Raw genomic sequence first — 25,705 nt, 5'->3', positions numbered from 1 at the left:
CGGCACTCCCCATTCCTTGACCGGCCAGCGGCCGGCATTGTCCCCTCTCCATTCTTCGAGGTCTGATCATGGCTGCTTCCAATACCTCCTTCCTGCACGGCTGGCGCCTGTTCGTGGCCATCGCCGTGGTCCTGATCGCCTTCGCACTGGCGGCGTTCACCCTGCAGCCCGACGTGGTCGAGGGCAGCCGCGCGGCGATCCGGGTGACGGCACGCACATCGTTCCTGCTGTTCCTGGCCGCCTTCACCGCATCCTCGTTCGCCAGCCTGCTGCCCGGCCCCTTCACCCGCTTCCTGTTGCGCGAGCGTCGCATCGCCGGCCTGTCGTTCGCGTTCTCGCACCTGCTGCATGCGGTGGCGATCACCGCCTTCGGCATCCTCAACCCCGCGTTCTGGCCGGCGCGCTCGGCCCTGGCCAACCTGCCGGGCACGATCGGCTATGTAGCCATCCTAGCCCTGGCCATCACCTCGCATCGTAGCATCGCCCGCCGCATGGGCCCCACCGCGTGGCGTCGCCTGCACGTGACCGGCATGTGGATCATCGCCGCAGTGTTCACCTATTCGTACTTCAAGCGCGTGCCCGGCAACTTCTGGTACGCAGTGCCCTCCGCGTTGCTCTTCACCGCCGTCGTGGTGCGTGCGATCGCCAAGCGGGCGCAGTCGCTGCGGCGCAATGCGCATGCGCGGCCGCCGCTGCGGGCGGCCTGACGGGCCGGGGTCGGATTCCTTTGCCGTTGGCAAAGGGATCCGACCCCACCAGGCCATCCCAATCAGCCGTCACGTGTGACGCAATAGGCCGCGTAGGCATCGAGGATCTTCTGCATCCGGGCCTGCTGCTTCGCGCCCATCGGCACCCGCTGCACGCGCTTCAACAGCGTCTTCCACATGTATCCGGAACGGAAGAAGTATGGCCGCACCTCGAGGAAGGTCAGCACGACATCCACCGTATTCGGATCGTGCTCAGCCAGTTGCTTCAGTGCGTTGGCGTAGCCACCCGGGAACGCAAGCTGTTCATAGCGTTGGTTGTATTCCGCGCAGGCTGCCGCATGCCGCTGCATTTCTTCCGGGCCACGCCAGCGCGCGCCAGCGGCTTCGCGGATGGCTTGGCGCAGCCGGTTGATCTCGTCCGCATTGGCGCGGATCAGGCGGTCCATGGGCGCGCGTGTATGGGACATGGTTCCTTCCATGTGGTTTGCCAGGGGTCAGATCCCTTTCCGGCAGGGAAAGGGATCTGGCCCCACTTCAGGTCACTGGGCGCGGCGCAGGGTGATCAGGGTGATTTCCGAAGGCACGCCGATGCGTGCCGGGAATCCGGCCCACAGGCCAGCGCCATTGCTCACGTACAGGGTCATCCCGTCCACCTCGTAGCGGCCGGAGACGTAGCCGCCGTTGGCCCGCTTCACCAGCTGGTCCATGCCGATGATCTGCCCACCGTGGGTATGCCCGGACAACTGCAGTTTCACACCGCGCGCGGCGGCCTCACGCGCATTGCGTGGGCGATGATCGAGCAGGATCACAGGTGCGGAAGGAGCGGCACCCGCCAGCGCGGCCTGGAGATCCGGCAACAGCAGGCCGTAGCGTGCCGCCACCGGGTCGGTGACACCGGCGATGGTCAGCGCCGCATCACCGCGTCGTACCTGCAGGTGACTGTTCTCCAGCACCTGCATGTTCAGCGCGCGGAACGCCTGCATCCAGTCCTGGTACTGCGCGTAGTACTCGTGGTTGCCGGTGATGGCAATGACGCCATCCGGCGCCTGCAGATCGGCCAACGGACGCGCGTCGTCGCGACGGGCCTCGACACTGCCGTCGATCAGATCGCCGGTGATCACGACCAGGTCCGGCTTCAGCGCGTTGCTCTCGTCCACCACGCTGCGTACCCAGTCGCCGGTCAGCAGGCGGCTGGCGTGGATGTCGGTCAGCTGCAGCACGCGATAACCATCGAACGCGACCGGTAGATCCTTGATCGCCACGTCGATCTGCCGAGGCTGGGGCACGGCCATGCCCTGGCTGATGCCATAGCCACTCACAAGCAGGGCCAGCAGGCCGGCCAACGGCCGCAGCTGCGGCGCGCGCAGGGCCGCTACCGTGCGCGGCCAACGGAGCAGGCGCGAAAGCAGCAGGCCGGCATCCAGTACCAGCACCACCAACGCCAGCAGCAGCACCGCAGTGGAGCCGGTAGCCAGCACGGCGATGGCCATCTTCGGGATTTCCGGCGACGCCATCGAGCCCCAGAAGGTGGCCACGATGCGAAGCTGCACGGCCACGGCCACCACCAGCAGCGACAGCACGACCTTCAACCCGATGGGCATGCGCAGCGGCCAGAACAGGCGCCAGGCCACATACAGGCCCATCAACAAACCGATCGTACTCAGCACTGCAACCATCCATGACAGAAAGCGGGCCCGCCATGGTGACGGCTGCGGGCCGCGTTGTGTAGAGCCGGGCCATGCTGCGCTGCTTTGAATGTAGAGCCGAGCCATGCTCGGCTGCATCCGCGAAGCCGAGCATGGGCTTGTATGTTCCTCCCGGCTCCTACGAGGTATGTAGGAACCAGGGTGGAGGGACCGTCAACATGATATCTGCGGGTACCAGCCGACAGACGAGCCGAGCGATCCCCATCCCGCACCTTAACGTCGATAAAGGATCTAGCGGCCTTTGAGGACCGCCGATGTAGGCAAGCCAACGTGGTGCGGTACCACCCCAGCCCCTCAACAATAGCTGGGAGTTGCGCAGATGTCAGATCGTTTGGCCATCGGCATCGATGCCGATTCAAAGACCCTTGTGGTGGCCTGTCACGGCACCAAGGGCAGCGCCCGCATCACCAATTCAGCATCGGCCATCACTAAGTGGCTGTCCGGCCTGCCGGCCAGGTCTCGCATTGGAGTGGAGGCAACCAATCGCTACCACGAGCTTGTGGTTCAAGCTGCCCAGAAGGGCGGTCACGCCGTCTTTGTGCTCAATCCGCGCGACATCAAACATTACGCCAAGGGCGTGGCCTGCCGCGGCAAAACCGACTCAGGTGACGCGCAGGTTATCGCGCGTTACATCGCCAAGGAGGCCGACAATCTGCATGAGCATGTCGCCCGTTCGCCTGCGCAGGAGCAGCTGCATGTGCTACTCCAGCAACGTGACAGCCTGGTCCGGAGCAAGGCGAAGTTGAATCTCTCGCTAGGCGCGGGAGCGTCGGAGTCGGCCATCTTTGGGCGCATCTTCGGTGGCCTGAAAGAGGCCATTGCCATGCTCGACCAACAGATTCAGCAACTGTGCCGCAGCGGTGAACAGCGCGACCTGTATCGGCGGATCATGACCATCCCGGGGATCGGACCGACGGTTGCGGCCTTCATCACCCATCACATCACGCGCTGGCCCTTGACCAGCTCAGACGCTTGGATCGCCTGCAGCGGTCTGGATCCGCGACCCAACGAATCCGGTGCGCGGATCGGCAGACGGCGCCTGTCCAAGCGTGGCAACGCCAGCCTGCGCCAGATCCTCTACATGGCGGCCATGGGCCTGACTCGATCCAAAGGCGGCAAACCCCTTTATACGGCCATCCGCGAACGTGGCCACAGCAGTACCGCCAGCTTTAACATCCTGGCCAGAAAGCTGGCCAGGATCGCCTGGGGCGTCTTCAAAAGCGGTCGGGACTTTGACCCAGCCATGCTGAAAGTGGGTCAAGCCTGCTTCCAGCAGGCTTGACCGCGAACATAGGATCTCGGCTCTACAACGGCGGGTCGAGGCGCTCCACCCTCAAGCGGGCAATGCGGCGCTTCTCCATCGCCAGTACGGTGATGCGCACGCCGGCCACATCCACCGCATCACCGATGTCCGGCAGGCGACCCAACTGCTCCAGCACCAGGCCGGAGATGGTCATGTAGTCAGCACTGCGCGGCAGCGACAGGCCGGCCAGGCGCTGCAGGTCGTCCAGGGTCAAGGCACCATCGGCCTCCCATTGGCCTTCCCCCTGCGCGACCACGCCATAGCGTTCGTCCTGGGTATCGACCAGATCACCGGCAATCGCCGCCAGCAGGTCGTTGGCCGTCACCAGGCCTTCCACGCTGCCGTACTCGTCCACCGCCACCGCCAACGGCACCGGATGCTGGCGGATCAGCTCCAGCGCCTGCAGCGCACTGGCGCTGGACAGCACGTACTGCGGCTCGCGCAGGTTGCCTTCCAGCTGCAGCGGCCTGCCCTGCAGCAGGTCGGCCAGCAGATCGCGGCTCTGCACCACGCCGCGCAGGCTGTCCAGATCACCATCGCCGACCAGCAGGCGGGTGTGCGGCGACGCCACCAGGCGTGCCACCACATCGTCCTGTCCACGCGCCAGGTCGATCCACTGTACGTCGGCGCGCACGGTCATCACGCTCGACACCGGGCGATCGGCCAGGCCCAGCACGCTGCGGATCATCTCGTGCTCGGCCGGCTGCAGGCGTTCCCCGGCATCCACAGGTTCGTCGGCGCCTTCCTCATCGTGGCCATTGGCCGGACGCGCGCCGAGCATGCGCAGCACCGCATCCGCAGTGCGCTGGCGGAACGGCTGGCGGCGCTCGTTGCGCTCGCGGTTGAAGCGTACCCACTGGTTGAACGCTTCGACCAGGATCGAGAAGGCGATGGCCGCGTACAGGTAGCCCTTCGGAATCTTGTAGCCCAGGCCCTCGGCCACCAGGCTGAAACCGATCATCAGCAGGAAGCCCAGGCACAGCACCACCACCGTGGGATGCTTGTTGACGAAGCGGGTCAGCGGCTTGCTGGCCACCAGCATCAATGCCATCGCGATGGTCACCGCGGCGTACATCACGCCCAGGTTGTCGACCATGCCGACCGCAGTGATCACCGAGTCCAGCGAGAACACCGCATCGAGTACCACGATCTGTGCCACGACCATCGCGAAGCTGGCGTAGACCTTCTTGCCATTGTCCTCATGCTGGCGGCCTTCCAGCCGCTCATGCAGCTCCATGGTGCCCTTGAACAGCAGGAACAGGCCACCGCCCAGCAGGATCAGGTCACGTCCGGAGAAGCTGTGATCGAACAGCGTCAGCAGCGGCTCGGTCAGTTTCATGATCCACGCCAGCGCCGCCAGCAGCACCAGCCGCATCAGCAGGGCCAGCGCCAGGCCGATCACGCGCGCGCGGTCGCGCTGGTGCGGCGGAAGCTTGTCGGCAAGGATCGCGATGAACACCAGGTTGTCGATGCCGAGAACGATCTCCAGCACGACCAGGGTTGCAAGGCCCATCCATATCGAGGGGTCAGCCAACCATTCCATTTCAGGTCCGTTTCGTCAGTAGGTAAGGGAAAAATGCGACCACTCAGTCAGCGTCCTGTGCCTGCGCCGGGTCATGCCCGAGCAGGTCGCCGGGCGTGCACTGCAGCTCGCGGCAGATCGCATCAAGGGTGGAAAAGCGGATGGCGCGCGCCTTGCCGGTCTTCAGGATCGACAGGTTGGCCAGGGTGATGTCGATGCGCCCGGCCAGCTCGGACAGGGTCATGCCCCGTTCCTGCAGCATGCGGTCCAGGGTGATGACGATCGCCATCAGATGACACCGTCGAGATCGTCGCGCATGGCTGCGCCCACGGCGAAGACGCGCGCCAGCACGAACAGCATCAGCACCGCGACCAGGCCGGTGATCGACATGCCGCCGCCCACCTCCATCCAGGTGAAGTCCGGCCCCATCCAGGCCGCGTAGGCACCGATCAGGATCGATAGCAGTTCCATCGACAGCATCAGCCAGGCCATGCGCTGCAGGCGCTGTGCATTGGCGTGGGTGAACGGGCGCTCGCGCGCCGCCGACTTCAGCAGCCGCAGCAGATGGCGCAGGAACAGCAGGCACAGCACCAGCAGCGCGACGATCGCGCCCAGGCCCAGGCAGAAATGCAGGAACAGGTCGCTGCCATGCACGGCAGCTGCATCAGCGTCGTGGACGCTGTCGAGCAGCCAGCTGCGGTCGTGGGCGACCAGCGGAACGGCCAGCAGTGCAGCCAGGATGCCCAGCCAGCACGTCGCCCGGACGGCCTGTACGGCGGCCTGGGCCAGGGTGAACAAGCCTCGCGCGGGTCTGGCGCGGGCGGGACGAGCGGTCAAGCGGCCTCCGGTGTTGGGGTAGCCTCGCCGCCCCGGGGTGGATTTATCGATAAACGATATATCACATACCGCGTCAAAGGCTGAACCGCAGGCACGACTCCTGTCAGGGCCCGGGCGCGCCCTGCTCCAGCATCGCTTCACCCGGCGTCGCCGAGGCCATCGCCTGCACGCCGGCATCGGCGGCCTGCCGCGTGACCAGGCGGAAGCGCACCTGCAGCTTGCCCTGCCCCGGCGTGGCCCAGCCGTACTGGATGGCCACCTGATCGGCCGACAGCGGCCCACGTCCCGGCAGCGACCGCACCTGCAACGGCTTCGGCGCTGCCTGCACCAGCCGCGCGAAGCCCTTCTGCACCACCGCCGCATCGGCCCTTTCGGCGTAGACCGTGCAGGTGCCATCATCGGCCCAACTGACCGCATAACGGCCACTGGCCAGCGGCACCATCCACGCCACGCCTGATTGCCCCTGCAGCAAAGTGGTGGCCTCGGCAGGCGGCAGCGGCGACAGCCCATTGGATTCCATCAGCGACTGCAACCGTGCCGGCGCACCGATGTGCTGCATGCAGGCGGTATCGAACAGCTCGCTGAAGGGATCCTGCGCCGGGGCCTTGGCCTTGGGAGTACGCGCGGGTTGCGCCACCCCCAGGGTGGGCAGCAGGGCCAAAGCCAGCCAGAACGCAGGGCGCATCGGGATTCCACGCTACGAAAAACAGCAGGGAGGATGGCAAAGCCCGGGCGCGCCGCGCAATGGGTCATGGCTTGACAGCCTCGCCCGGCGCGGGCAACATCAGTTAACGAATTAGTTAATTAGCTCGCCATGGACCGTATCTTCGAAGCCCTCGCCTCCACCGCCCGCCGGCAGATCCTGGCCTATCTCAGCGCCGGCGAACTCAGCGCGGGCGAGCTGGCCGAGCGCTTCGACTTCAGCAAGCCGGCGTTGTCCAGCCACCTGCGCATCCTCGAGGAGGCCGGACTGATCGAGCGCGAGAAGCGCGGCCAGTTCGTGTACTTCCGCCAGGTGCCCGACCGCCTGGCCAACACGCTGTTCTCCTGGGCCGCCGAAGTCTGCCCGGTCGGCGGCCCGCTCAAGCGTGAAGCCCGCGCCCGCCGCAAGTCCCCCGCCCGCTGATCCGCCCCCGCCAAGGAGCATGACGATGCCTGGTTCGACCCGCGATCGCCGTTCGTTTCCAGCAGTGCAGCTTCCGGCACAGGATGGCGGCAGCCCGACCGAAGTCACCCTGATCGCGCAGCTCGGCATCGGTGCCGGTGACGTGCTGGTGAGCGACGCCGGCCAGCGCCAGCGCCACCACCCTGCCTTCATCGATGCGCTGGATGAGCCTTCGGCGCGGCTGGGTGGCATGCACCTGCAGCACGGCGATGCCTCCTCGCTGTACAGCTTCATGGTCGGCGCCGGTGGCCATCCGTTCCATCGCCACGCCGGCCCGCGCATGTTCACCGCCATCGCTGGCAGCGCCGGTGCCGAGCTGCGCTTCGCCACCGCTTCCGATGCGCAGCTGGCAGCAGATCCCGCTGCCTTCGCGCGGACCCTGCGACGCATCTGCATACCACCGGATTGCCTGTTCACCGTGCGCTTCGGCGGCGGCACCTGGCACCAGTTCGCGTCGAACCATCCTGCACATCCGGCGCTGTTTGCGCTGTCCTGCCACAGCGATGAACTGGCAGGCCGAATGAGCGAACAGGCCCGTGCTCAGGTGGAGCGCAATGCCGCCGATATCCCCAGCCTGACCGAGGTGTTGCCGGACTCGCACTGGCCTTCGGAAACCACGCTTGCGGCGGCACCGTTGCTGCAGCTGTCGCTGCAGGCGGCAGCTCCCAGCCTGTGCGCGCATCTGTGCGCGCGCACCCGCGCCCTGCTCGGCCCGCTGCGCCGCATCCCGCTGCGGCCGCTGCGCGGGTTCGTCGAACGTGCAACGCCGTCCTATCCCATCCACGCGCGACGCGCCGCCACTGATGGCCTGCTGCCTACCGCGCTGCCGCACAGCCACTACCAGGACCTGACCACGCTGCGCCTGGAACCCTCGCAGGTGGCCCACCGTTCCGCGTCGGCGCTGCTGGCCGACGTACTGGAGGGCTTCCTGCGCAACCCACCCAGCGGCGTAGGCCATCTGATGGCGCTGCGCAACCGCCTGGTGGCACCGTTGCGGTTGCGCACGTCGCCACTGGGATGCCCGGTGTCGTCACTGCTGTCGACCGATCGCAGCCGGTTGTTCGCCGGTCGCTATCCAGTGCTGGATTCGCACATCGACACGCAAGACACCTGTGCCGAAGTCCTGCTCGGCGCCGACGATCGGCACCTGCGCTTCCGCAGCAGCGTGCGCGTGCAGCGGCGTGCCGATGGATACATCGAGATCAGCCTGGGCTCACGCGTGCAGACCCTCAATGCGTTCGGCCGCTTCTACATGGCGCTGATCGATGCCGCACACCGGCACTATGTGGCACCAGCGCTGTTGCGGCGTGCGGTGGAACATGCACTGGCGCCGGAACTGGCCGATCTCGATGCCTGGACGGCATGTGCTTTCATCTCGGGATCCATACGATGAGGACGAAGTCACCTCCTTGCCGTCAGAATTTCGGTTCAATGACCGATACCTCCCAAAGAGCAGGAAGGCAGCCCGCCACCTGATCGCCCAAGGGATTGAACTGGATATGAAATCCGAACTCGCCGCCACATTGGTTGGCCAAGCCGCTTCGCCGCAAGAAGCATTTGAGCTATTCCAGCAGCACTTTCAACTGCTGCAGGACTACAAGTTTGTAATCCGCGGCATGTACGGAACGCAGCCATCTCATGCGATTGACCGCACCTTCACCCATGGCGCAGGTGTGCACACGTTGTTTGCAGGATCTCCCCTGCTGGTACTCGACCAGCGTATCGTGCGAGAAATGCAGCAGGGGCAGGCCCAGTTTCACTTCGACTACTCTGTTGCTCTTGATACTCAAGCAGTCAGCTACCTTCATCCATACATATGCGGCCGCGACCCGGCCATCAGTAATCCTGATTTGAAGGAAGTATTCAACCTAATTTCAAGACCTGAGGTCAGCGTCGACCCACTGCCCTACATCCATGAAAACACTGATCAGATCGGTCTCTCATCCAAGATCGATGCCAAGATCATGGAGAAGCTCAGGGCCTATGAGGTACTGAGGACCATCGATTCGTCTGCACTGGAAATGGGTGACGTCAGGTCGACCCTCACAGACAACGAGCTGGACCAACGCGCCGCAGGGCTGATGGCAGCGATGAGGTCTACAGCGTCTTCAAGCAGGGAAATCAGATCCCTGGCGGTGAGATATCAGTACTTCCATTCATGCCTTCTGGCAATTGTCGACATTTACCTTGACGACAGTCTCGATCCGCGTGCGAAGCTGCTTTCGTTTGCGCACTTCTGCGACCACGAGCTTTCATCCATGGCAGGCAGAGAAATGCAGCTGGCACACTGGCTGTTCAACAGCCCTGAGCCGCCGGAATTCTTCCGCAAGCTCAAGGACAAGGATATAAAGTCGATCCGGAACATGTCATGGGATCTGTTCCACCTCAGACAAATGGAACATAATTACGTACTGACTTCTGCAGCGGAAGCCGATTTCTTCTTCCCGGCGATCCTTACCTTCGACAAGTCACTGCGTGAAGTCATTGATCTGCATCCGCTCCGTGCCATCGCATGGAGCACACGGGAACGTAGCCCAATGACCTTTTACTATAGAAATCCATTGGATCTTATGTTCGCGTCCTCCCAGCAGGCCGACGAGTTCATGGACCGCTTCTACAGCTATTCCGCCCGCGAACGGCGCGCCTTGCAGATAGGACGAAGCCGGGATTCCATTTCGGAATTGGTTCGGAGGTGGGAACGGAGACTGCAAGAGCGCCATGGGTTCACGCCGGGCCGCGAACGAGCGATGGCAACTTACCCCCTCGGCTGGTAGGCCCTTCTTGCTCATTGGCATGAGCTACAAGTAGCTTGCGGAGAGAATTCCTCAACTCAGATACCGATACACCAGATCATCCGCATCGCTGCGCGCGGCCTTCTCATCCAGCACACCGCCCAGACGCCGTGCGACGGCCTGCGACGCCAGGTTGTCCGGGGCCATGTAGCTGACCAGGGTCGGCAGCTGCGGCACCACGAAGGCCCAGTCACGCAGCGCACCGGCCGCTTCCGTTGCGAAGCCCTGCCCTTCGTGGCCTTCGTACAGCAACCAGCCCAGTTCCTTTTCCGGAAACAACGGGCCGTGGTTGATCCCGACCTGGCCGATGCAGGCACCGGTATCGATGCGTTCGATCATCAGCGCGCCGTGGCCGAACAGGTGCCAGCTGGCCAGGTCGTGGCAGAACTGGCCCCACGCCGCGACTTCACCGAACGGGCCGCCCATGCCCTGCGCTCGCGGCGAAGCAAGGAACGCGGCGTAGACGTTGAAGTCATCCAGCCGCTGCGGCCGCAGCCGCAACCGCTCCGTGTGCAGGGTCGGGATCTCAAGCATGGCGGCGCGCGGGCTCAATACACGGCCAGATGACCGCAACCGCGGCGCTGCGGCTGTCCTTCCATCGTGACCTGCACGCTGGCCTGGGTATCCATGCCTTCGGCGCTGCGGCACGGCTCGCGCTTGATCTCGACGATGGCCGGCTGCTTGCCCAGTTCGCCGTTGAGCACGATCAGCGAGCTGGGCGCATCGGCCGGCTGGCCGCGATAGCGCAGCGCGCCCTTCCAGGTACGGCCATCGGCATTGAGGCTGGCATCGTGGTCGCCCTTGCCCGTCGAGGCGATCTCGATGCTCCAGCCTTCACCACCACCGGTGAAGGCCGGCACCGGGCTCAGGTCGGCAGCGATGGAGGGATGGCGTGGCTCGTCGGCCAGGGGCTGCGCGGGCGTGGTACATCCTGCAAGCAGGCCGGCCAGCACGCCGGCCGCAGCAAGGGCGATGGGACGCATGATCATGCCGGGCTCCTGCAGGAATGGGGACCGCCAGTCTAGGCGGCGCGACGTGCGCCGGTGATGAATGCCACCGGTCAACGCGCGATGCGACCGCCGCCCGCCACCCTTACCCGGTCGCGGCCCTGCGCCTTGGCCTGGTACATGGCCGCGTCGGCGGCGCGCAACAGGCTGCGCCAGCCCAGCGCATCGATTCCCCCTTCGGCCACGCCGAAGCTGGCGGTGACCTGGAGCACACCACCATCGGCCAGTACGATGTCCATCTGATGCAGGGCCACGCGCAGGGACTCGGCCAATTGGCGGCCACCGGCCAGATCACCGTCGGCCAGCAGCACCAGGAACTCTTCACCACCATAGCGGGCGATGCTGTCGCTGCGGCGCAGGTGCCGTTGCAGCAACTGCGCCACCTGCACCAGCACTTCGTCACCGGCATCGTGACCGTGGCCGTCGTTGATCGCCTTGAACCGGTCCACGTCCAGCAGGATCACCACGGCGCCGGCGCCTCCTTCGGCATGGCGCTGCTGCACCTTTTCTTCCAGCGCGCGCCGGTTCAACAGCCCGGTCAATTCATCGGTACCTGCCAGCTGGCGCAGTTCGCTGGTCAGCGCAGAGCGCTCGCGCGACTTCTCGCGCAGGACTTCGATCGCATCGAACAGGCGCTGCATTTCGGCCAGCGGGTGGGTGACATGCTGCTCTGGCCCCGGCGCCTCCGAGGCGATCTGGATGACCTGCTTCTGCGCCTGCAGCAGCGGCCGCAGGATCTGCCGGTGGGCAATGCGCAGGGCCACGCCCAGCACCAGCAGCGTGCCCAGCACTGTCGCCACCAGCACCACCAGGCGCGTCGCTTCGCGATTGCGGGTGCGTTCGAAGCGGGCGATGGACACGCTCAGGTAGCCGTCGCGCAATGCTTCCAGCGACTGCAGGGTCGGCACGTAGCGCTGGGTGAACTCCGCGGCGGTCCACGGCGGCGGCAGGCCGCGGCGACCGTCTTCGATCAGCTGCTCGATCATCGGCAGCGATTCGCCGAAGAACTGACGGCGCGCCATGTCCCAGTGCCAGGACAGCGCCGGGTCACTCCGGAACACCGACTCATGGCTGCCCGCCAAGCGCCACAGCTCCAGCAGGCGTCCCTCCGTCTGCGATGCGGCCCGCACCTGCTCGTCACGCCACGCCCCGGGAACCGCAACCGGTGCCATCAGGTTCGAGGCCAGGCGGCCACCGTGTTCGCGCAGGTCGATCAGCACCTGGCCCTGCATCGCCGGAATCGCCGCTTCGCGATCGGCGCTGACCAGCACATTGATCTGCGCCGAGGTGAGCCGATGCAGGCGATCGACCACGGCGAACATGCTGTTGATCGCACGCTCCACCTCTTCCACCTGGCGCGCATCATGCGGCCGTGCCACAACCCGGTCGACAGCGGCACGTGCCGAGTGCAACCGGCGTCGTGCGTCGGCCAGCAACTCCTGCTCGTCGACCACGCCCGGGTCGGCCCTGAACACCGTGTCCAGCTGCAGCATCGCGGTATCCACGCGATTGCGCGCCACTGCCAGCTGGGCCGCGAGCCGCGCCTGCTCGGCAACATCGTTCGGATCGGCGCCGAGCAGGCTGTTGGCCGGGCCGCGCTCGGCCGAAACCAGGTTGGCCAGCTCGAAGGACTGCCGCAGCTGGCGCAGGCTGGACAGGTTGGCCTCGGCACCGGCGTAACGCTGCGTGCCCTGTACCAGGGCGATGGCCATCAAGGGCAGGGTGCAGACCACGAACAGCCCGGTCAGGATCCAGACCCAGGTCCGCAACCCGATGGGCGACGCCTTGCCGGCCATGCAAATTTCCCCTGACGTGCGGTTCACTGTAACGACCGGTTCCGGCAGCGCCAAGCCAGCGCCATGCGAACCGTTGCGATAGGTATGGCACAGCGACCGCGAACGCGCCGCCAAGATGGGAAGGCCCGCCTCATCGCAGCGGGAATGTCACATCATGCCGGGTCAGATCCAGCGCTGATCGACCAGCTCGCGCTTCACGTAGGCATAGAACACGGGCGCCGCCACCAGGCCGGGCAGGCCGAATGCCGCCTCCATCACCAGCATGGCCAGCAGGAGCTCCCAGGCACGGGCCTGGATCTCGCCACCGACGATGCGTGCGTTGAGGAAGTATTCCAGCTTGTGGATCACGATCAGGTACAGCAGCGCGGCCACGGCCACGTAGAACGAGACCGACAGCGCGACGATGGTGATGATGGTGTTGGAGATGATGTTGCCCACCACCGGCAGCAGGCCGGCGATGAAGGTGATCAGCACCAGCGTCTTGGACAGCGGCAGGTGCACGCCGAACAGCGGCAGCACGCCCAGCAGGAAGATGGCGGTGAACACGGTGTTGAGCAGCGAGATCTTCACCTGCGCGAACACCACCTGGCGGAACGCGGTGGCCAGGCGGCTGGTGCGGCCGATCAGCTCCTGCGCCAGCGGTCCCATCTGCGGCAGCGGCAGTTCGTCATACAGCGCGATCATCGCGCCCAGCACCATGCCGATCAGCACCCGCACGCCGATCTGCACCGCCGAGGTCCCGGCCACCCCGAGCTGGCGCTGGTGTTCGGCGGCCCAGTCGTTCAGCGCGGTGCGCAGTGCCGGCATGTCCTCGGGAATGTACGGCTGCAGCAGCGCCGGCACCTGGTGGCGCGAGCTGTTGAGGATGTCCATCAGATGGCCCAGCAGCGCATCCGGGCCACCGGTCTCGGTGCGGAAGAACGAGGCCACGCCGATGCCGGCCAGCACAAGCGCGCTGATGATGACCGCGGACAGCACAATGACCGCAATCGCCCGAGCCCGTCCTGGCGGCAGCTTGCCTTCCACGGTGGACGCCAGCACATGGGTCAGCTGGAACACCAGCAGGCCCGACAGCAGGGTCACCACCAGGCCGAGCTTCAGCGCCAGCCACATGCCCAGCAGCATCATCAGCCAGGCCGCGATCCTCGCAACGGGGGGCTTGGGCTGGGCAACGAGGGCGTCTTGCATGGGGGCACGTCCGGGCGGGGTGGCCCATGGTAGAGGATTGGCCGTGTCAACGGATCAAACTACCTTGACAGCCCGCATCGTCATCGACCTTACCTTGGCGTGCCCTGGCGACACCCTGCAGCACACTGCATCTAATTGATGTTGGACCATATGATCTGCTCCGCGCCAAGACCGAGGGCGGAGATGATTTCCTGCAATGCGATGCGTGGATCGGATTGATTGTCGATCCTCACGGTGAAGCCCGCATCAGGTTCAGCATCATATGCGATCAATTCAACAACGGCCCCTGACGGCAACCGCATTCCCAGCGACCGCCACGCTCCCATTCCGGGCTCACTCCCCGTCAGCAGTGACTGCCTCAGGCGACGCATCAGGAACGCGTCGTCCACCTTTATCACTGCGAGCTCGACATAGCCGCCTCCCGGCCATGCGTCCCCCGGTTGCATCGCGGCAATCCCACGATCATCACTGCTCATCTCGCATCTCTGAAACCATTGGATTGGGTGGCTGAGCGTTCGCCGACGCTTATTCGCCATAGCTGGCGGTGTTCTTGCCCTGCCGCTTGGCGTGGTAGAGCGCACGGTCGGCCAAGGCCAGCCAGTCCTCCACGCTGCCGCCGCGCGGCGTGGCAGCAATGCCGATGCTCACACTGAATTCAACGCCTGGGGTCGCCTGCCGCGCCGCTTCGAGCAGGTGCAGGCGCACCCGCTCGGCCACATGCATCGCATCCACCGGCGCGCAGTCGTGCAGCAGCACGACGAACTCATCGCCGCCCAGGCGCGCCGGTGTATCACCGGGCCGAGCGAAAGCGCGCAGGGTCGAGGCGATGTGCCGCAGTACTTCGTCACCGGCGCGGTGCCCGTGCGAATCATTGATGTGCTTGAAGTCATCCACATCGAGCATCAACAGGCAGGCAAAGCCGCCCTGCCCCTGCGCCTTGTCCAGAGCCTGCTGTGCACGCAGGATCAGGAAGCCGCGATTGGCCAGTTCGACCAGCGGATCCATCCGGCTCAGGCGCTGCAGCTGGCGGTTCTGCGACTTCACCCGACGCGCCAGCTGCCAGCTGAGGATGCTGAGCCCGATGCCATAGACGAACAGGAACGGCACGCTGAGCACGATCGTGCGTTGCGACGACACCGGTTGGTAAGGAAACCCGAGCGCCCACCAGGTGAGCGCGAAGCCCACCACCAGAGCCAGCGTGGCCCGCATCGCCAGGCGAACGCCGCCGGCCGCGATCTTGTCGGCCACCAGCAGTGCGGCGAACAACGCGCTGGGTACGGCGCTCAGGGCCATGAACGCGATCCAGCCGCCGCCGAACAGGGAATCGGCCACCATGCAACGGAACTGGACCGCAGCCGGCTTGCGCGAGCGTTGGGTCAGCACCAGCGCCAGCGCAGGCCATGCCAGCGCATTGAGCAGCAACAGGACCCAGGGCAGCGCGCCATCCTGGCGCTCCAGCATGATCGAGGCGATGGGGATCGCGCCCAGGCCATTGCCCACGAAGCGCATCCAGCCGATGCGCCGTGCCGCGCCGACGCCTTCGACCGCGACCTCCGTCGAGTCAGTCAAGAACGGCATTGCCGACCCCCTTGCGCGATCGCACGTTCCACCCCGGCCCCTGCCGGGCTGCCTGTCGTGAGTCTGACAGCTTTACGTCAATTCGGGATCAAGGACTCGAACCTGCAGCGTCCCTGGCCTCACCTGGGCCCAGGTGCCGCCGTCGACCCCCGCACCATCAGGCTGAAATCCAGCGTCTGTTGAAGCGGAACATCCACCTGTTCGATGATGGCGAGCAGCAGGTTGACCGCGCGCGCGCCGATCTCCCGCATCGGCTGCCGGATGGTCGTCAGCGGCGGCGTGAGGTAACGCGAAGACGCCAGGTCATCGAAACCGACGATGGACAACTCGTCCGGCACGCGGATGCCCAGATCGCGGCAGGCCGCCAGCGCACCCAGCGCCATCTGGTCGCTGAAGCAGAAGACTGCGGTCGGCGCCGACGCATCGGCCAGCAGCGCCACGGCCGCGGCATGCCCGGATTCCACCGAGAAATCGCCCGGCACCACGCTCAGCTGGCGCAGGCGGCCACGCGCCTTGCCGGCGGCCCGCACCCCTTCCAGGCGTTGCTGGTGCAGGGGATTGTCCGGCGGCCCGCCGACCACGGCGATCCGTTCATGGCCCAGTGCGTACAAGTGCTCCATGACGGCGCGTGCAGCGGCCACATTGTCGATGTGCACACTGGGCAGGCCCAGCGCGGGGTCGAACTCGCATCCGTTGACCACCGGCGCGGCAGCCCCCCTCTGCTGGACAATCTCGCGCGCCGTCGGTGGCAGGCGATGGCCGAGCACGATCATGCCGTCGGCCTCGTTGCGCCGGAGCATCTGCGCGTAGCGCTCCTCGCGGTCGGGTTGGTCCTGGGTATCGCCCAGCAGCACTGCATAGCCGACGGCCTGCGCGGCGTCTTCCGCCCCCTGCAGGATCTGCGCGAAGAACGGGTTGGCGATATCCGGCACCGTAACCAGGATCTTGCCGCTGCGCTGGGTCTTGAGCGTGCGGGCGACCGTATTGGGTACGTAGCCCAACGCGGCAGCGGCCTGCTCGATGCGCGCGCGCGTGGCCGGCAGTACCTTGTCCGGCCGCGAAAGTGCACGTGACACGGTGCCGGCAGAGACGCCGACGTGCTTTGCAATGTCGTAGATGGTGGCCATGGCGTTAGTTCTCCTGTCCGCTGTGCAGTGCACAACAGGTCCTGCGTGAGCCCCTGCTAGGATAATGCAATCGATTGCATCGAGGGCGAATCACGTTGAAGACGCTCAAGGGTCCAGCGCTGTTCCTGGCGCAGTTCATCGGCGACACAGCTCCTTTTGATCGGCTGGACACGCTGGCCGGCTGGGCCGCGGGCCTGGGCTATTCTGGCGTACAAGTGCCGACCAGCGCGCCCCACCTGTTCGACCTGGCCGAGGCCGCACGCAGCCAGGCGTACTGCGACGACCTTGCCGGCATGCTGGCCGGGCATGGCGTACAGATCACCGAACTGTCCACCCACCTGCAGGGGCAGCTGGTCGCCGTCCATCCCGCCTATGACAGCCTGTTCGACGGATTCGCACCGCCGGAAAAGCGCGGCGACCCGGCCGCGCGCCAGGCCTGGGCAGTGGAGCAGCTGCTGCTGGCAGCCAAGGCCAGCCAGCGGCTGGGACTGACCGCACACGCCACCTTCTCCGGCGCACTGGCCTGGCCGTACTTCTATCCCTGGCCGCAGCGCCCGCCCGGCCTGGTGGAAGAGGCCTTCGCCGAACTCGGCCGGCGCTGGCGCCCGATCCTCGATGCCTTCGATGCCTGCGGCGTGGACCTGTGCTTCGAGATCCACCCCGGCGAGGACCTGCACGACGGCGCGACCTTCGAACGCTTCCTCGACGTGGTCGATCACCACCCGCGCGCGAAGATCCTGTACGACCCCAGCCACCTGCTGCTGCAGCAGATGGACTATCTGGGGTTCATCGATCGCTACCATGCGCGCATCGGCATCTTCCACGTCAAGGACGCGGAGTACCGCGCCAGCGCCAGCAGTGGCGTGTATGGCGGCTATCAGGACTGGATCGATCGGCCGGGGCGGTTCCGCTCGCTTGGCGATGGGCAGATCGACTTCAAGTCGATCTTCTCGAAGTTCGCGCAGTACGACTTCCCCGGCTGGGCGGTACTGGAATGGGAGTGCTGCCTGAAACACCCGGAAGACGGCGCACGCGAGGGCGCGGCCTTCATCCGCGACCACATCATCCGCGTGACCGAACGCGCCTTCGACGACTTTGCCGACAGCGGCACCGACGCTGCATCACTGCACCGCATGCTGGGAATCTGAGCCGATACCGCCCCGGGAGGGCAAGCCATGACGCACGCCATGTCGCGCTTGGGCGCGATGATGTTTCTGCAGTTCTTCATCTGGGGAGCGTGGTTCGTGACCCTGGGCACCTACCTGGTACAGGGCCCGCTGCAGGCCAGCGCCAGCCAGGTGGCGACGGCCTTTCTCAGCCAGTCCATCGGCGCCATCGTCGCACCCTTCCTGGTTGGCCTGATTGCCGATCGCTACTTCGCCGCGCAGCGCATCCTTGCGGTCCTGCACCTGGCCGGCGCAGTACTGCTTTGGATGGCCTCCACAGCGGACAGCTTCAGCACGTTCTCCGCCTGCGTGATGGGCTACATGCTGCTGTTCATGCCGACGCTAGCGCTGGCCAACAGCGTGGCGATGCGGCACATGCAATCGCCTGAAAAGCAGTTCCCACTGGTGCGCGTGGCCGGCAGCGTCGGCTGGATCGTGGCCGGTGTGCTGATCGGCTGGCTGGGCTGGGAACAGGCACACCGGCTCGAACTCACCTTCCAGATGGCGGCGGTGGCATCACTGGTGCTGGGGCTGTACGCGTTCACCCTGCCGCACACGCCGCCGCTGGCGAAGCAGCGCGATGCCGGCCTCGGGCAGATCCTTGGGCTGGATTCGCTGCGGCTGCTGAAGTCGCGCGCGTACCTGGTGTTCTTCCTGGCCTCCATCGCCATCTGCATCCCGCTGTCGTTCTACTACAACTTCACCAACCCGTACCTCAACGACCTGGGCGTGCGCGGCGCTGCGGGCCTGCAGTCGCTGGGCCAGGTGTCCGAAGTGCTGCTGATGCTGGCCATGCCGTTCCTGTTCGTGCGGCTGGGGGTGAAGACGATGCTGGCGGTGGGTATGGCCGCGTGGGTGGTGCGCTACGTCATGTTTGCCTTCGGCGACATCGGCGATGCCGGCGGCGGTTTCATCCTGATCGTCCTCGGCATCGTGCTGCACGGCATCTGCTACGACTTCTTCTTCGTCACCGGACAGATCTACACCGATGCGCATGCCGGCCCCGACGCGCGCAGCAGTGCACAGGGCTTCATCACCCTGGCGACCTATGGCGTGGGCATGCTGATCGGCACCTTCCTGTCCGGTGCGGTGGTGGAGCACTACACCACTGCCGCCGGACGCGACTGGCAGCAGATCTGGCTGTTCCCGGCCGGTGTTGCACTGGTCGTGCTGATCGCCTTCCTGCTGCTGTTCCGCGATCGGCCACTGGTCGCAGCCGCACCGTCTTCGTCCCGAGGAATCCAGTAGATGGCTACGCTTGGAATCGCCATCGTCGGCACCGGCATGATTGGCGCCGTGCATCGTCGCGCGGCGCTGTTGGCCGGTGCGCAGATCCGCGGCGTGGCCGCCTCGTCCGCGCAGCGTGCACATGAAGTGGCGCAGTCCTGGAATGTCGCGCGCGCCTATCGGGACATCGACGAGGTCATCGCTGATCCGCAGGTGCAGGTCGTGCATGTCTGCACGCCCAATCATCTGCACCGGCCGATGGCACAGGCCGCATTGGAAGCCGGCAAGCACGTGATCTGCGAGAAGCCGCTGGCCACCTCGCTGGAAGATGCACAGGCGTTGGCTGCGCTGGCAGCCTCGCGCGGCCTTGTGGCCACGGTACCCTTCGTCTACCGCTACCACCCGGTGGTGCGCGAAGCGCGCGCACGCATCGCACACGGCGAGCTGGGGCCGCTTCACCTGATCCACGGCAGCTACCTGCAGGACTGGCTGCTGGATCCAGAAAGCAACAACTGGCGCGTGGACCCGGCACTGGGCGGTACGTCGCGCGTGTTTGCCGACATCGGCTCGCACTGGTGCGACCTGGTGGAATGGATCAGCGGCGAGCGCTTCGCCGAGGTCAGTGCGGCGTTCGAGACGGTGATCGCCGAACGCGGCGCCATCACCGGCCAGAGCTTCAGCACGCCCACAGCCAGCGGCGCGATGCAGGCGGTCACCAGCGAAGACGTGGCCGCAGCGATGTTCAGGACCAGCGCTGGCACGCTGGCGTCGTTGACGGTCAGCCAGGTCTCGGCTGGACGCCACAATCGCCTCTGGTTCGAGATCGACGGTGCCAGGGCCAGCGTGGCCTTCAACCAGGAGGATGCCGAGCGGCTGTGGATCGGAAGACCCGACCAGCGCGAGGAGATCTTCGTGCGCGGTCCTGGTGCAGGCAGTGCCGAACAACGGCGGCTGTCGGTGCTGCCGGCCGGGCACGCGCAGGGCTACGGCCAGTGCTTCGAGGCGTTCATTGCCGACAGCTATCGCGCCATCGACGGCGAACGGCCCGAGGGCCTGCCCACCTTCGACGATGGCGTGCGCTCGGCGCGGATCGTCGACCGCGTCATCGCATCGGCCAGGACGCGTGCCTGGACCACCATCGATTGAATCCCGGGAGGAACGCCTGATGAAAGCCCCTGTCCGCAGAACCGCAGCCCTCGCACTCCTGCTGCTCACGGCACTGCCTGGCTTCGCCGGAGAAGCCGTCGCCGCGCAGAAGCCCATCGCAGTGCAGATGTACTCACTGCGCGATGCCGGCCCGCTCGACCAGCAGTTGAAGATCGTTCACGACGCGGGCGTGCACGCGGTGGAAACGGTGGGGACTCAGGGCGTCAGCGCCAGCGAACTCAAGCAGTTGCTGGACAAGTATTCGATCAGGGCGATCTCCTCGCACGTTGCGCTGGCCGAGCTGCGCAGAGACCTGGACGCCGTGGTGGCCTTCAACCGATCGATCGGCAACACCACGCTGGTGGTGCCCTACCTGGACGCGAAGGACCGGCCCACCGATGCCGCAGGCTGGACCGCACTGGGCCAGGAGCTGGGCCGGCTTTCCAAACAGGTTCGGGACAAGGGCATGCGCCTGGCCTACCACAACCACGACTTCGAGCTGGTCGACTTCAACGGAAGAACCGGCCTGGAACTGCTGTTCGCTGCTGCCGGCCCCGACCTGCAGACCGAGCTGGACCTGGCCTGGGTGGCACGCTCCGGACACGACCCGGCGGTGATGCTGGGCAAGTTCCGCGACCGCCTGTTCGCGGTGCACGCCAAGGACAATGCGCCCAAGGGCCAGGCCGAGGACGAAGGTGGATTCGCCGCCGTCGGCCAGGGCGTGCTGGACTGGAACGCGATCCTGCCGGCCGCCGCCGCCGCCGGCGTGCACTGGTACATTCTCGAACACGACGAACCGCGGGATCCGGCCAAGGTGATCCAGACCGGCGCGGACTACCTGCGTGAACACCTGACCGTCAGCCCGCACGCCAGCGCACAACGCTAGCCCGCGAAGGAGCCCCGCTTGAAGACGATGCTGAAACTGGCTGTGATGCTGTGTGGCGCGACGCTGGCCACCACTGCCTGGTGCAAGGACGATCCTGCCGCCGGCGCCAAGCTCTACAGCGCGAACTGCATGGCCTGCCATGGCGCCGATCGCGCCGGCATGCCGGGGGCGTTCCCGGCGCTTACGGACGTCAGCAAGCGGCTGGATGCCGCGCAGATCAAGGACAAGATCAGGAAGGGCGGCGGACTGATGCCGCCCTTTTCCCAGCTTTCGCAGCAGGAAATCGACGACATCGCCAGTTACCTGGCGAAGTAGTCAGGTGGGATCAGAGTTCCCGCACCCAGATGTTGCGGTAGCTGACCCTGGAATCGTGCTCCTGCAGATAGATCGGTGCGCAGGCGTGGGGTGAGTACGACGGTGCGCCGATGTACTCGGTCTTCCCCGCCAGCACGGTGTCATCCTGCACGAGCACGCCGTTATGCAGTACCGTGATGCGCGCAGGCGAGACAAGCCCGCCACCCGGGGAGAAGCGCGGTGCCTTCCAGATGATGTCGTAGGCCTGCCACTGGCCCGGTGCGCGCGAGGCATTCACCCGTGGCATCGCCTGCTTGTAGATCGAGCCGGCCTGTCCGTTGGCATAGGTCGGGTTGTTGTAGCTGTCGAGCACCTGCAGCTCGTAAAGTTCCTGCAGGAAGATGCCGCTGTTGCCCCGGTTCTGGCCGTCGAAGCCCTTCGTCCCGGTGGGAGTACGCCATTCGACATGCAGCTGGACGTCGCAGAAGCGTTGCCGGGTGCGGATGCCCTTGCTGCCCGGCACCACGGTCATCGCGCCGTCGGCGATCTTCCAGGGCACACGACCGCCCTGCTCTGCCTCCCATGCGGAGGCATCCCTGCCATCGAACAGCACGATCGCATCGGATGGCGCCTTGCCCGGGGGCGTCGCCACGACTGCGGGCACAGGGGTCCATACCTCGGTCTTCTTCGGATCGCGTGCAGGATCGGCAGCGTCCTGTGCGAGGGCTGGTGCAGCGGCCAGCAGGCTGGCCGCGATCAGCAGCGGCTTGATCATCATGCTGCGCTCCATCAGCTGGTCCCCCATGCAGGTGTGCCGGGGGTATAGGCCAGGTCGCCGTCGTAACGCCCCGGCACGGCGACGTACTGCAGCACCCCGGTCGCACCGACTTTGGAAGTGAAGAAGCCGAAGATGGCCAACTGCTTGAGCATCGTGAAGTAGTGCGGCATCGCCTCGCCCTCTTCAGGAGTACCGGTCTCGGTCACATCGGCCTTGCGTACCTTGGCCTCCGCATCCAGAACACGCAGCAGTTCGGTACGGGCTTCCGGCGTGAGCGATACGAACCGGCCACCCGCGCGCTTGTCGATGTCGGCCAGCCCGGCGCGGAACGTCGCCTGCTGCCGGGCGGTGTAGCAGTCGCTGACGAACGTCGCCATGAACGCGCCGGCACCCGCGTCCTTCGCCCCGGGTGTCCTGGTCCGCGGCAGGATGGTCTCGGCGATCTCGTCCAGCGTGCCGATTTCGGCATCGGAGAACGCGGCCATCGCGCCCGCCGCTGGCGCTTTGCCATGCACCAGCGCCGGCAACCCGACCATCGCCGCACCGGTGGCGGCCACGATCATCTTCAACAGTTCGCGACGATCCATCACAGGTTCCCCGCTTTCAGTTCGCGCACGGCGTGGTCGGCAGCGCGCGCTGTCAGCGCCATGTAGGTCAGCGAAGGATTCACGCAGGCGCTGGAGGTCATGCAGGCGCCGTCGGTCACATAGACGTTGGGCGCATCCCAGACCTGGTTGTGTGCGTTCAATACGGAGCTCCTGCGGTCACGTCCCATCCGCGCCGTTCCCATTTCATGGATGCCCTTGCCCGGGGCGTAGTCGTTGTCGTGCATCTTCACGTCCTTGACGCCGGCCGCTTCCAGCATCTCGGCCGCGTCGGCGGCCATGTCCTTGCGCATCGCCAGTTCGTTGGCACGCATCGCAACGTCCATCGCCAGCACCGGCAACCCCCACTTGTCCTTGCGCTCCCGGTCCAGGCGGATGGTGTTGTCGTGGTGCGGCAGCATCTCGCCGAAACCGGTCATGCCGATCCGCCAGTCACCAGGCACGGTCAGCGCCTCCTTCAGGTCGGCACCGATGTTCAGTTCGGCGATCTCGCGCGACCAGCCGGTGCGGCTGGCACCGCCCTGGTAGCCGAACCCACGCAGGTAGGCGCGCTTGTCGGCAGCGACGTTGCGGAACCGCGGAATATAGAAACCGCAGGGACGGCGGCCGAAGTAGTACTTGTCCTCATAGCCCTCGACCCGGCCCGAAGCACCCGCACCGAAGTGATGGTCCATCACGTTGTGACCGAGCTCGCCGGACGAGGAACCCAGCCCCCCGTCCCAGATATCGGTGGCCGAGTTCATCAGCAGCCAGGTAGAGTTGAACGACGACGCATTGAGGAAGATCACCTTGGCGGTGTACTGGTAGATCTGGCCGGTTTCGGCGTCGATGACCTCCACGCCGCGCGCACGCTTGCGGTCCTTGTCGTAGAGCACTTCCTTGACGATCGAGAATGGCCGCAGCGTCAGGTTGCCGGTCTTCATCGCCGCCGGCAGCGTCGCCGCCTGTGTCGAGAAATAGGCACCGAAGGGACAGCCGAGGATGCACTTGTTGCGGTACTGGCAGTTGACACGCCCCTGCTCGGGCATCGGCTTGGTGATGTTGGCGGTGCGCGAGTGGATCATGTGCCGCGTTCCACCAAACGCCTTCCTGATCCGCGCGGCCACATCCTTCTCGACGATGTTCAGCGGGATCGGCGGCAGGAATTCGCCGTCCGGCAGCACGTCCAGTCCCTCGCGCGTACCGGCGATGCCGGCGAACTTCTCGACATGGTCGTACCACGGCGCGATATCGGCATAGCGGATCGGCCAGTCGGCGGCGATGCCGTCCTTGAGGTTCGCCTCGAAATCCAGGTCGGAGAAACGATAGCTCTGCCGGCCCCACATCAGCGAGCGACCACCCACGTGGTAACCACGGAACCAGTCGAAGCGCTTGGTCTCGATATAGGGCGATTCCTGCTCATTGGCCCACATCCCTTCCAGGTTCTCGGCCAGGCCGTAGTCACGCATCAGCACCGGGAACTCGGCCTTCATCGCCTGCGTTGGACGGTTGCGGTGCGGGAAATCCCACGCCTCCTTCATCGCGTTGACGTAGTCCTTGACGTGCTCGATGTTGCGACCGCGTTCCAGCATCAGGACCTTCAGGCCCTTCTCGGTCAGTTCCTTTGCCGCCCAACCGCCACTGATTCCCGAGCCAACAACAATGGCGTCGTAGTGATTATCTGCCATGGGTTTCTCACCTGGGTGGATATCGTTTCAGACGTCGCAGAGGCGGATCGCCCCGCGCAATGAGCCAACGGGATCGGGCGCCACAGGCATGAATTCCTGTGCCAGATACCCATCGAAACCGGTGTCGCGGATCGCGCGGCAGATGGCCGGATAGTTCAGCTCCTGCTGGTCTCCGATCTCGTTGCGGCCGGGCACGCCTGCGGTGTGGTAATGCTTGAAGCAGGCGTGATGCCTGCCGATGGTGGCGATGATGTCGCCCTCCATGATCTGCATGTGGTAGATGTCGTAGAGCAGGCCGAAGTTGTCCGAGCCCAGCCGCTGGCACAGCTCCACGCCCCAGGCTGAGTGGTCGCACAGGTAGTCGCGATGATCGACCCTGGAATTCAGCAGCTCCATCACCAGCACAACGCCACGCTTCTCTGCGTGCCCGAGGATGCGCTTGAGACCGGCCTCGGCATTGGCCATTCCGTCATGGGGATCCATGCCGTTACGGTTGCCGGAGAAGCAGATGAGATTGCGGTAGCCGGCATCGGCGACCAGGTCGATGTGCCGCGTGTAGCGAGCCACCAGTTCATCGTGGAACTCACGGCCGGCGAAGCCCTTGGTCAGGCCCAGCTCCGCGCCGTTGCACATCGAGCTGTAGACGCCATGGGCCTTCAGCGTGGGCCAGTCTTCGGGGCCGACCAGGTCGATGGCAGAGAAGCCGATGTCCTTCACCGTCGCGCAGAGCTGGGCAACCGACAGCTGCGGGAAGGTCCAGCGGGCCACGGAGTGCTTCAGGTTGCCCTTGAGTGGGGCGGTGGCGGCGAATGCAGGCAACGTCCCCGCGGTCGTCGCGGCCCCCAGGCCGATGCTTCCGGCAACCGCGATGCGCAGCGCATCGCGCCGCGTGAGCCCCCTCGAAGGAGCCGGTCTGATCGAATGGATGGACATCCACCTTCCGGCCTCCCAACCGGTATCAAACGCAACGATTCACAGCAATGCAATCGATTGCACCATAGGGGAGGAAATTGTCTGTTTGCAAGTCGCGGTGCACGAAAATCGATGCTGCGGGGCACAACGGGCACGCAACGGGAACAACTACGGTCTCACCGGCCCCCGATTGAAGGAATGGCACAGGACCAAAAAGAAAGCCCCGCAGCAGCGGGGCTTTCCTTTTGTCCAATGAACGGGCGCTCGATCAGAAGGGTTACGCGTGCAAAAGAACA

General features: G+C 65.5%; 27 protein-coding genes. 10 read left to right on the top strand and 17 right to left on the bottom strand.

The annotated features are described in order from the left end of the window. Positions 1–68 precede the first annotated feature (68 nt). Complete coding sequence (locus QP552_RS05575; RefSeq protein WP_286075265.1) at positions 69–707, top strand: ferric reductase-like transmembrane domain-containing protein; 639 nt, start codon at positions 69–71, stop codon at positions 705–707. A 62-nt stretch (positions 708–769) separates the two neighbouring features. On the opposite strand, the gene QP552_RS05570 is transcribed toward QP552_RS05575, so the two are convergent. Next, entirely contained in the window at positions 770–1,153 is a 384-nt protein-coding gene (locus tag QP552_RS05570; RefSeq protein WP_286075264.1) for a hypothetical protein, read from the bottom strand. A gap of 93 nt (positions 1,154–1,246) precedes the next feature. After that, positions 1,247–2,383 (bottom strand): metallophosphoesterase, encoded by a 1,137-nt coding sequence (locus QP552_RS05565; protein WP_286075263.1) that lies wholly within the window; start codon positions 2,381–2,383, stop codon positions 1,247–1,249. A 349-nt stretch (positions 2,384–2,732) separates the two neighbouring features. On the opposite strand from QP552_RS05565, the gene QP552_RS05560 reads away from it, so the two are divergent. Further along, positions 2,733–3,695 (top strand): transposase, encoded by a 963-nt coding sequence (locus tag QP552_RS05560; protein ID WP_286074719.1) that lies wholly within the window; start codon positions 2,733–2,735, stop codon positions 3,693–3,695. Positions 3,696–3,717: 22 nt separating this feature from the next. Here the strand turns inward: QP552_RS05560 and QP552_RS05555 are convergent, their stop codons facing one another. The 4 genes from QP552_RS05555 to QP552_RS05540 all read right to left on the bottom strand — a co-directional run bounded on the left by QP552_RS05555 (position 3,718) and on the right by QP552_RS05540 (position 6,760). Continuing rightward, positions 3,718–5,259, bottom strand: a complete 1,542-nt coding sequence (locus QP552_RS05555) for a TerC family protein (protein ID WP_286075262.1) — start codon at positions 5,257–5,259, stop codon at positions 3,718–3,720. 43 nt (positions 5,260–5,302) lie between these two features. Then, complete coding sequence (locus QP552_RS05550) at positions 5,303–5,527, bottom strand: helix-turn-helix transcriptional regulator (RefSeq protein WP_005408494.1); 225 nt, start codon at positions 5,525–5,527, stop codon at positions 5,303–5,305. Then, entirely contained in the window at positions 5,527–6,036 is a 510-nt protein-coding gene (locus QP552_RS05545; protein ID WP_286075910.1) for a DUF2975 domain-containing protein, read from the bottom strand. Before QP552_RS05545 ends, QP552_RS05550 begins: the two co-directional genes overlap by 1 nt. Positions 6,037–6,178: 142 nt before the next feature. Then, positions 6,179–6,760, bottom strand: coding sequence for a hypothetical protein (locus tag QP552_RS05540; protein WP_286075261.1), 582 nt, complete (start codon positions 6,758–6,760; stop codon positions 6,179–6,181). A 129-nt stretch (positions 6,761–6,889) separates the two neighbouring features. Between QP552_RS05540 and QP552_RS05535 the strand changes: the two genes are divergently transcribed. From QP552_RS05535 to QP552_RS05525, 3 genes are all read left to right on the top strand, one after another. Continuing rightward, on the top strand, positions 6,890–7,201 hold the full coding sequence (locus tag QP552_RS05535; RefSeq protein ID WP_004147836.1) for a metalloregulator ArsR/SmtB family transcription factor: 312 nt from the start codon (positions 6,890–6,892) through the stop codon (positions 7,199–7,201). 25 nt (positions 7,202–7,226) lie between these two features. Further along, positions 7,227–8,633, top strand: coding sequence for a DUF2867 domain-containing protein (locus QP552_RS05530; protein ID WP_286075260.1), 1,407 nt, complete (start codon positions 7,227–7,229; stop codon positions 8,631–8,633). A gap of 106 nt (positions 8,634–8,739) precedes the next feature. Then, entirely contained in the window at positions 8,740–10,014 is a 1,275-nt protein-coding gene (locus tag QP552_RS05525; RefSeq protein ID WP_286075259.1) for a hypothetical protein, read from the top strand. Positions 10,015–10,065: 51 nt separating this feature from the next. Here the strand turns inward: QP552_RS05525 and QP552_RS05520 are convergent, their stop codons facing one another. The 7 genes from QP552_RS05520 to QP552_RS05490 all read right to left on the bottom strand — a co-directional run bounded on the left by QP552_RS05520 (position 10,066) and on the right by QP552_RS05490 (position 16,728). Then, complete coding sequence (locus QP552_RS05520; RefSeq protein WP_286075257.1) at positions 10,066–10,566, bottom strand: GNAT family N-acetyltransferase; 501 nt, start codon at positions 10,564–10,566, stop codon at positions 10,066–10,068. A 14-nt stretch (positions 10,567–10,580) separates the two neighbouring features. Then, positions 10,581–11,021 (bottom strand): hypothetical protein, encoded by a 441-nt coding sequence (locus QP552_RS05515; RefSeq protein ID WP_111112730.1) that lies wholly within the window; start codon positions 11,019–11,021, stop codon positions 10,581–10,583. A gap of 71 nt (positions 11,022–11,092) precedes the next feature. Next, a complete protein-coding gene (locus QP552_RS05510) occupies positions 11,093–12,835 on the bottom strand; it encodes a GGDEF domain-containing protein (RefSeq protein WP_286075256.1) in 1,743 nt (580 codons plus the stop codon). A gap of 162 nt (positions 12,836–12,997) precedes the next feature. Continuing rightward, positions 12,998–14,023 carry an AI-2E family transporter gene (locus tag QP552_RS05505; RefSeq protein ID WP_286075254.1) on the bottom strand — a complete coding sequence of 342 codons (1,026 nt, stop codon included), beginning with the start codon at positions 14,021–14,023 and terminating at the stop codon, positions 12,998–13,000. Positions 14,024–14,154: 131 nt separating this feature from the next. Next, positions 14,155–14,499, bottom strand: a complete 345-nt coding sequence (locus QP552_RS05500; protein WP_286075253.1) for a hypothetical protein — start codon at positions 14,497–14,499, stop codon at positions 14,155–14,157. 49 nt (positions 14,500–14,548) lie between these two features. Next, on the bottom strand, positions 14,549–15,601 hold the full coding sequence (locus tag QP552_RS05495) for a sensor domain-containing diguanylate cyclase (RefSeq protein WP_111112745.1): 1,053 nt from the start codon (positions 15,599–15,601) through the stop codon (positions 14,549–14,551). A 119-nt stretch (positions 15,602–15,720) separates the two neighbouring features. After that, positions 15,721–16,728 (bottom strand): LacI family DNA-binding transcriptional regulator, encoded by a 1,008-nt coding sequence (locus tag QP552_RS05490; protein ID WP_106549297.1) that lies wholly within the window; start codon positions 16,726–16,728, stop codon positions 15,721–15,723. 95 nt (positions 16,729–16,823) lie between these two features. Between QP552_RS05490 and QP552_RS05485 the strand changes: the two genes are divergently transcribed. The 5 genes from QP552_RS05485 to QP552_RS05465 are packed head-to-tail and all read left to right on the top strand — an operon-like array spanning position 16,824 to position 21,468. Continuing rightward, positions 16,824–17,876: a sugar phosphate isomerase/epimerase family protein gene (locus QP552_RS05485; RefSeq protein ID WP_286075251.1), complete on the top strand. Its 1,053-nt coding sequence runs from the start codon at positions 16,824–16,826 to the stop codon at positions 17,874–17,876. Between the two features lie 27 nt (positions 17,877–17,903). Continuing rightward, positions 17,904–19,142, top strand: a complete 1,239-nt coding sequence (locus tag QP552_RS05480; RefSeq protein WP_111112749.1) for a nucleoside permease — start codon at positions 17,904–17,906, stop codon at positions 19,140–19,142. Further along, positions 19,143–20,267 carry a Gfo/Idh/MocA family oxidoreductase gene (locus tag QP552_RS05475; RefSeq protein ID WP_286075249.1) on the top strand — a complete coding sequence of 375 codons (1,125 nt, stop codon included), beginning with the start codon at positions 19,143–19,145 and terminating at the stop codon, positions 20,265–20,267. It begins immediately after the preceding gene. Positions 20,268–20,286: 19 nt separating this feature from the next. After that, positions 20,287–21,153: a sugar phosphate isomerase/epimerase gene (locus QP552_RS05470; RefSeq protein WP_286075248.1), complete on the top strand. Its 867-nt coding sequence runs from the start codon at positions 20,287–20,289 to the stop codon at positions 21,151–21,153. Between the two features lie 18 nt (positions 21,154–21,171). Continuing rightward, positions 21,172–21,468 (top strand): cytochrome c, encoded by a 297-nt coding sequence (locus QP552_RS05465; protein ID WP_181358200.1) that lies wholly within the window; start codon positions 21,172–21,174, stop codon positions 21,466–21,468. A gap of 10 nt (positions 21,469–21,478) precedes the next feature. Here QP552_RS05465 and QP552_RS05460 read toward each other — a convergent pair whose 3' ends face one another. From QP552_RS05460 to QP552_RS05445, 4 genes are read right to left on the bottom strand one after another with little or no spacing between them, the layout of a single operon-like run. Then, positions 21,479–22,252 (bottom strand): DUF1080 domain-containing protein, encoded by a 774-nt coding sequence (locus QP552_RS05460; protein ID WP_111112755.1) that lies wholly within the window; start codon positions 22,250–22,252, stop codon positions 21,479–21,481. Continuing rightward, a complete protein-coding gene (locus tag QP552_RS05455) occupies positions 22,237–22,812 on the bottom strand; it encodes a gluconate 2-dehydrogenase subunit 3 family protein (RefSeq protein ID WP_106549290.1) in 576 nt (191 codons plus the stop codon). The genes QP552_RS05460 and QP552_RS05455 overlap by 16 nt, the downstream gene beginning before the upstream one ends. Further along, the gene (locus QP552_RS05450; protein ID WP_286075244.1) at positions 22,812–24,497 is read right to left on the bottom strand and encodes a GMC family oxidoreductase; all 1,686 of its coding nucleotides are present in this window, start codon (positions 24,495–24,497) and stop codon (positions 22,812–22,814) included. Before QP552_RS05450 ends, QP552_RS05455 begins: the two co-directional genes overlap by 1 nt. 27 nt (positions 24,498–24,524) lie before the next feature. Continuing rightward, positions 24,525–25,430: a TIM barrel protein gene (locus QP552_RS05445; protein WP_286075242.1), complete on the bottom strand. Its 906-nt coding sequence runs from the start codon at positions 25,428–25,430 to the stop codon at positions 24,525–24,527. Positions 25,431–25,705: the final 275 nt, after the last annotated feature.

The sequence above is a fragment of the Stenotrophomonas sp. 59 genome (assembly GCF_030291095.1).
In the GTDB taxonomy this organism is placed as follows: Bacteria; Pseudomonadota; Gammaproteobacteria; order Xanthomonadales; family Xanthomonadaceae; genus Stenotrophomonas; species Stenotrophomonas maltophilia_Q.
This window is presented reverse-complemented; position numbering and strand designations above follow the sequence as displayed.

Excerpts from the sequence above, each read along its gene's own strand:
- QP552_RS05475 (WP_286075249.1), top strand. The coding sequence starts at position 19,143 with ATGGCTACGCTTGGAATCGCCATCGTCGGCACCGGCATGATTGGCGCC.
- QP552_RS05555 (WP_286075262.1), bottom strand. The coding sequence starts at position 5,259 with ATGGAATGGTTGGCTGACCCCTCGATATGGATGGGCCTTGCAACCCTG.
- QP552_RS05480 (WP_111112749.1), top strand. The coding sequence starts at position 17,904 with ATGACGCACGCCATGTCGCGCTTGGGCGCGATGATGTTTCTGCAGTTC.
- QP552_RS05510 (WP_286075256.1), bottom strand. The coding sequence starts at position 12,835 with ATGGCCGGCAAGGCGTCGCCCATCGGGTTGCGGACCTGGGTCTGGATC.
- QP552_RS05490 (WP_106549297.1), bottom strand. The coding sequence starts at position 16,728 with ATGGCCACCATCTACGACATTGCAAAGCACGTCGGCGTCTCTGCCGGC.
- QP552_RS05575 (WP_286075265.1), top strand. The coding sequence starts at position 69 with ATGGCTGCTTCCAATACCTCCTTCCTGCACGGCTGGCGCCTGTTCGTG.
- QP552_RS05550 (WP_005408494.1), bottom strand. The coding sequence starts at position 5,527 with ATGGCGATCGTCATCACCCTGGACCGCATGCTGCAGGAACGGGGCATG.
- QP552_RS05520 (WP_286075257.1), bottom strand. The coding sequence starts at position 10,566 with ATGCTTGAGATCCCGACCCTGCACACGGAGCGGTTGCGGCTGCGGCCG.
- QP552_RS05515 (WP_111112730.1), bottom strand. The coding sequence starts at position 11,021 with ATGATCATGCGTCCCATCGCCCTTGCTGCGGCCGGCGTGCTGGCCGGC.
- QP552_RS05560 (WP_286074719.1), top strand. The coding sequence starts at position 2,733 with ATGTCAGATCGTTTGGCCATCGGCATCGATGCCGATTCAAAGACCCTT.
- QP552_RS05445 (WP_286075242.1), bottom strand. The coding sequence starts at position 25,430 with ATGTCCATCCATTCGATCAGACCGGCTCCTTCGAGGGGGCTCACGCGG.
- QP552_RS05540 (WP_286075261.1), bottom strand. The coding sequence starts at position 6,760 with ATGCGCCCTGCGTTCTGGCTGGCTTTGGCCCTGCTGCCCACCCTGGGG.
- QP552_RS05565 (WP_286075263.1), bottom strand. The coding sequence starts at position 2,383 with ATGGTTGCAGTGCTGAGTACGATCGGTTTGTTGATGGGCCTGTATGTG.
- QP552_RS05505 (WP_286075254.1), bottom strand. The coding sequence starts at position 14,023 with ATGCAAGACGCCCTCGTTGCCCAGCCCAAGCCCCCCGTTGCGAGGATC.
- QP552_RS05460 (WP_111112755.1), bottom strand. The coding sequence starts at position 22,252 with ATGGGGGACCAGCTGATGGAGCGCAGCATGATGATCAAGCCGCTGCTG.
- QP552_RS05495 (WP_111112745.1), bottom strand. The coding sequence starts at position 15,601 with ATGCCGTTCTTGACTGACTCGACGGAGGTCGCGGTCGAAGGCGTCGGC.
- QP552_RS05455 (WP_106549290.1), bottom strand. The coding sequence starts at position 22,812 with ATGGATCGTCGCGAACTGTTGAAGATGATCGTGGCCGCCACCGGTGCG.
- QP552_RS05470 (WP_286075248.1), top strand. The coding sequence starts at position 20,287 with ATGAAAGCCCCTGTCCGCAGAACCGCAGCCCTCGCACTCCTGCTGCTC.
- QP552_RS05570 (WP_286075264.1), bottom strand. The coding sequence starts at position 1,153 with ATGGACCGCCTGATCCGCGCCAATGCGGACGAGATCAACCGGCTGCGC.
- QP552_RS05530 (WP_286075260.1), top strand. The coding sequence starts at position 7,227 with ATGCCTGGTTCGACCCGCGATCGCCGTTCGTTTCCAGCAGTGCAGCTT.
- QP552_RS05500 (WP_286075253.1), bottom strand. The coding sequence starts at position 14,499 with ATGAGCAGTGATGATCGTGGGATTGCCGCGATGCAACCGGGGGACGCA.
- QP552_RS05535 (WP_004147836.1), top strand. The coding sequence starts at position 6,890 with ATGGACCGTATCTTCGAAGCCCTCGCCTCCACCGCCCGCCGGCAGATC.
- QP552_RS05525 (WP_286075259.1), top strand. The coding sequence starts at position 8,740 with ATGAAATCCGAACTCGCCGCCACATTGGTTGGCCAAGCCGCTTCGCCG.
- QP552_RS05450 (WP_286075244.1), bottom strand. The coding sequence starts at position 24,497 with ATGGCAGATAATCACTACGACGCCATTGTTGTTGGCTCGGGAATCAGT.